This is a genomic window from Bacillus sp. GZB (genome assembly GCF_001975995.1).
GTDB classification, from domain to species: Bacteria; Bacillota; Bacilli; order Bacillales; family Bacillaceae; genus Bacillus; species Bacillus velezensis.
In genome coordinates this window covers 1-5,467 of the sequence record NZ_MTQG01000004.1, presented here as the reverse complement: position 1 = coordinate 5,467, position 5,467 = coordinate 1, and the positions used below count along the sequence as shown (strand labels likewise).

Below are 5,467 nucleotides of genomic sequence, written 5' to 3'. Positions count from 1 at the left end.
CTTTGGGATGAGCGGTACGAATGCCCATGTCGTGCTTCAAAGCTATACGCCAGAAAGTACTGTAAGAGAGAAGGAAAACACTCAGGACGACAAACCATATTATTTGCTTGTCTTGTCAGCTAAAACATCTGAAGCCTTGCAGGGGAAAATTCATGAGATGGCGGGCTTTCTTGAAAAGTCTCAAAATACTGGAGCGATGGACCTGGCAAAAATCAGCTATACGCTGATGGAAGGAAGACATCACTTCGATCATCGCTGTGCCGTTGTGGTCAAAGACAGGGAGGATGCGGTCCGAATACTCAGGCAAGCTGAAGAGAACGAAAAACTGCCGGATCTATTTAAAGGAAGAGTATCAAGAGACTTTACAGGCCGGGCAGTACTAAGGAAAGCGATGGAGGATATCATAAAGCAGAGTTATATGGAGGAAAACCCGAATAAGTATAAAGAAAATCTGTGCGTGTTGGCCGAGTTTTATTGTCTAGGTTATGAAGTATCTGCAGATCTTTTTGGCGATGTAAAGTTTAACAAAGTCAATCTACCTTCATATCCTTTTGCGAAGCAGAATTACTGGATAGAAAAGGAAGAGTTTTTTCAACCTTACAGCAAGCGGGACACAGGAATTATTCACCCGTTGCTGCATCAAAATGTCTCATCCTTATTAGGACAACGTTACCGTACTGGTTTCACAAGTCATGAGTTTTTTATAAAAGATTTTATTGTTAAAGAGCGGCGCTTATTACCTGATTCAATTTACTTGGAAATGGCGAGAATGGCATTTGCTGATGCAGGCAGTGAGATTGTCGCCGAAACTAATGGGGTCTTAATCCAGAATATAGAGTGGATGAACCCTATCTCAGATGAATTGCAGCGGTTGGAGCTGTTTACCGGGTTATATCCAGAAGCCGACGGAACGATTATTTATGAAATCTTTAGTAAAAGTGAAAGTAATCCGGTTGTACATTGTCGAGGTACAGGAAAATTTGTACAGTCTGACAGATCTGGCTTAATAGATATAAGAGCAATAAAAGATAAATGCAATTCAAATTATGTAAGTTCGAATAAATGGAATCGAGTTTTACATGCAGCAGGGATCAAAAATGGCGAGGGATTTAATGCACTAAAGAAACTTTATATTGGACAGAAAAGTGTATTAGCTGAATTGGAATTGCCGAGTTGCGTAAATGACAGCAAAGGTTCCTTTATGCTTCATCCAAGTATGCTTGAGGCGGCTTTACAATCGGTAATAGGGCTAACGCTCAGGGAGAGTCAAAAGGATGAAATCATTGCAGTTAAAAAACCTTTAAGTAGGGCTCTTGGAGAATTAGAAGTCATAAATGCCTGCACCGAAAAAATGTGGGCTTATGTAACCTTAACTGATGAAGGAAAACTTGATTCTGCACAGACTTCATTTCAACAAGTGAACATTACTTTATGTAATCATGAAGGAGATGTCATTATAAAATTAACAGATTACTCCTATCAATTATCAGAAGAATATCAAATCAACGTCTTAGAGAAAGAAAATGAATCCAGCGATAGTCTGCAAGTAAATAATCAAGCTATTACCATTAAAGATAGAGTCAATGAAAGTACAGAAGAAAACATTACAATGATTCCTGTATGGAAGCAAATTGTATTAGCAAATAAACAAAAAACAGTAAACCATATGCTGATTGCTGGTGATTTCAGTGAAGGAAGAACTGAGTTATTAAGGGAATATCCAAATGCGTCTGTATGGAATATTCAGGATAAAGAGTGGAGCATCGATAAAATTGCTGAAAAACTGAAAAAAAACGGTGAAATTGACCACCTTGTGTGGATAGTGCCTGCTAGCGAAATATATTCAGTAGTTAGTCAAGAGGTCGTTGACTCTCAAGAATACGGAGTGATTTTTTTATTTAAAATGATAAAGGCCCTTCTTCAGCTTGAATATCATAATAAAGAATTTGATTTAACTGTTATTACCTCCAACAGTCAAGCTGTATTGGATGATGACATTGTAAACCCTGTGCATGCCGGGATTAATGGAGTAGTTGGTTCTGTAGCTAAAGAATTTCCTCAGTGGAACATTCGTCTTGTTGATTTAGAAAATCAAGTGCACTGGCCTGTAAATACAATGTTACATATACCTGTAGATAAAGAAGGTAACGCAGTTGCATACAGAAAGAATAGCTGGTACAAAATGCAGCTTGTTAGCTACAGCAGGAAGAACTCCCCGGTAAAAAGTGTTTATCGAGAAGGCGGAGTCTATGTTGTTATCGGCGGAGCCGGAGGTATCGGAGAAACCTGGAGTGAGTACATGATTCGTCATTATAAGGCGAATATCATCTGGATTGGCCGAAGAATGAGGAATATCGAAATCGATAAAAAAATTGCAAGACTCAGTGCTTTTGGTCCGGCACCGCGCTACATTTCAGCAGATGCTACTGATGTAGAGTCACTGGAAAGAGCGTACAAACAAATTAAAAAAATATATCCACATGTTAGCGGCCTTGTTCATTCAGCTATTGGCTTGCTTGACAGAAGTATATCTGAATTGGACGTAGACACTTATAAAAAAATCATCGGAATAAAGATAGATGCCAGCGTATATATGGCAAAAGTTTTTGCGAATGAACCTCTTGATTTTGTTGTCTATTTTTCATCTGTTGCCTCCTTTAATAAACTAGGCGGACAAAGCGGGTATTCTACTGGTTGTACATTTGAGGATGGATTTGTTCAAAGACTATCAAGAGAATGGTCATGTAAAGTTAAAACAATTAATTGGGGATATTGGGGGGACATCGGCATTGGCGAGTCACTTTCTGAAGCGTTTAAGATCAGAATTTCTATGTCTGGAATGAGTCCGATTAATCCTAAAAAAGCTATGGAGGATTTGGACTTTATTATGTCTTTACCTGAATGTCAGCTCCTTTATATGAGAGGCGACAAATCAAAAGAAAATTCAATGGTAGCAAACGGTATGCCGTCTAAGTCACAGGCTATTCCCATTCAGGAACCTAAGAGAAGAGAGAGCACTCAAATTGAAAACTTGTTATTAGAAAAGAGCACCCAGTATATAACCAAATTAGTGGGACAGTCTCTCAAGATCCCGTATCACCAGTTAGATACAAGAGAAGACCTTGAAAAGTATGGCATTGATTCGATTATGGTCAAACATTTAACTTATACATTTAATCAAGTTTTCAACAATATATACAGTACTCTGTTCTTTGAATGCAAGAGTATTGATGAATTAGTAAAATACTTGATTAGAAACCAAAAGGATACTCTTTTGAATCTCTTTAATTTAAATGAAGATCAAAGTATGAGTGTGGAAGAGAGGGATAACAGTAATAGTATTTCAACTTGTAAAACGGATTCAATGTTCGACGGAAGCAGGACTGACAGGCGGATAAGTAATTTGCTAGATGAAGATAATCAGGTAAACAAACAGGGAACATCAAATTCTATGCCAATTGCGATAATAGGAATGAGCGCACGATTACCGCAGGCTAATGATCTTGATGAGTTCTGGGAAAATCTAAGGGCTGGTAAAGACAGCATTACGGAAATTCCAGAAGAACGATGGTCTTTAGATGGCTTTTATGTTAGTGATGTAAAAAAAGCTATCGAACAGGGCAAAAGCTATAGTAAGTGGGGCGGATTTATCGATGGTTTTGCCGACTTCGACCCTCTCTTTTTTAAGATCTCACCACGTGAAGCGATGACGATGGACCCACAGGAACGCTTGATCCTGCAGGAATGTTGGAAAACTTTTGAAGATGCGGGCTATACCAAGGAGAGGATTAAGCAGCATCACAATGGTAATGTTGGTGTTTTTATAGGCATCACAAAAACTGGATTTGAGTTATACGGACCAGATTTATGGAAGCAAGGTGAGAATATTAATCTCAGCACTTCGTTTAGTTCAGTTGCAAACCGTATTTCATATATTTTTGATTTGCACGGTCCGAGCCTTCCTATTGATACAATGTGCTCTTCATCATTATCAGCCATTCATGAAGCCTGTGAAACTATTAAACGGGGCGATTGTGAAATAGCCATTGCTGGAGGAGTGAATGTTTATACTCACCCGGCAACTTATATTTTACTCTGTGAAAAGAAAATGTTGTCAAGTGATGGCAAATGTAAGAGCTTTGGCAAGGGGGCGAATGGGTTTGTACCGGGCGAAGGTGCAGGAGCGATCCTTTTAAAACCTCTTGCTAAAGCAATTGAAGACGGCGATAACATTTATGGAGTTATCAAAGGTACAAGTATTAACCATGGAGGAAAAACGAACGGTTATACAGTGCCTAATCCAACGGCACAGGGCGAACTTATTCGTAATGCATTGGATAAATCAGGAGTTAATGCACGTACAGTTAGCTATATTGAAGCTCATGGTACAGGAACTGAGCTTGGAGATCCCATTGAGATTTCGGGTCTTACACAGGCATTTCGAAGTGATACAAAAGATTTGCAATTCTGTTCTATCGGTTCAGCCAAGTCCAATATTGGGCACCTTGAAAGTGCAGCAGGTATTGCCGGATTAATGAAAATCGTTCTTCAAATGAAAAATGGTCAGATTGCACCATCCCTACATGCAGAGGAATTAAATTCTCATATTGATTTTGAAGATAGTCCATTTTATGTACAAAAGGATCTGGTTGATTGGAAGAGGCCGGTAATTGAACATAATGGCACAAGTCAAGAATATCCGAGAATTTCTGGCGTTTCTTCATTTGGTGCTGGGGGAGCTAATGCTCACGTTATATTAGAAGAATATATTAAGGAAAAATAAGGGGCTTATTATGGGGGGAATCGACGAAATGTTAAAACAACCCGAAATTATCGTCTTATCCGCCAGGGATAAAATCCGACTCCGTGACCAGGTGCAACGCTTGGCTACGACGATTGATAAACGGAAGTTTACGGATGCTGACCTTACTAATATTAGTTATACGCTCTTAGTTGGGCGCGAACACATGGAATATCGCTTAGCTTTATTAGTAACTTCTATAAAAGAGCTTGAAAAAAAACTTTATTCTTATATGGCAGGGGAAGAAGCCGCCATTGACTTTTTCCAGGGGGATACCCATGGAAATAATGATATTTTATCTGTTTTTGGTAAAGAAGAGGAACTGCAGACTGCAATAGAAAAATTGCTCGAAAATAAAAAGTATGGAAGGATTCTTGATTTTTGGACGAAGGGGATTAGTGTAGATTGGAATAAAATGTTTGATCAAATGGCAGTCAGACCCCGCTTTATTAGTCTTCCGACCTATCCGTTTGCGAAGGAAAAATACTGGGTGCCTTCAGAAATTAAACAGCCGTCTGCAGCATCAACGAACCAGCTCGGTACCATACACCCGTTGGTCCATGAAAATACATCTGATCTTAGTAGGCAGCGTTTCACTTCTGTATTATCTGAGACAGAAGATTTCTTCTATTCCGTTAACGAAAGCTCTGCTTATCTGCCGGAGTC

The 5,467-nt window shown here is 39.1% G+C and carries 2 protein-coding genes; both read left to right on the top strand.

Annotated elements, in window-relative coordinates; all coding sequences use genetic code 11:
- Window positions 1-31 precede the first annotated feature (31 nt).
- Window positions 32-4,783, top strand: coding sequence for an SDR family NAD(P)-dependent oxidoreductase (locus BXO87_RS00045; RefSeq protein ID WP_239692954.1), 4,752 nt, complete (start codon window positions 32-34; stop codon window positions 4,781-4,783).
- Window positions 4,784-4,811: 28 nt separating this feature from the next.
- Window positions 4,812-5,467, top strand: a 656-nt coding sequence (locus BXO87_RS00040; RefSeq protein WP_139337709.1) for a KS-MAT linker domain-containing protein, incomplete at its 3' end; no start/stop codon positions are given.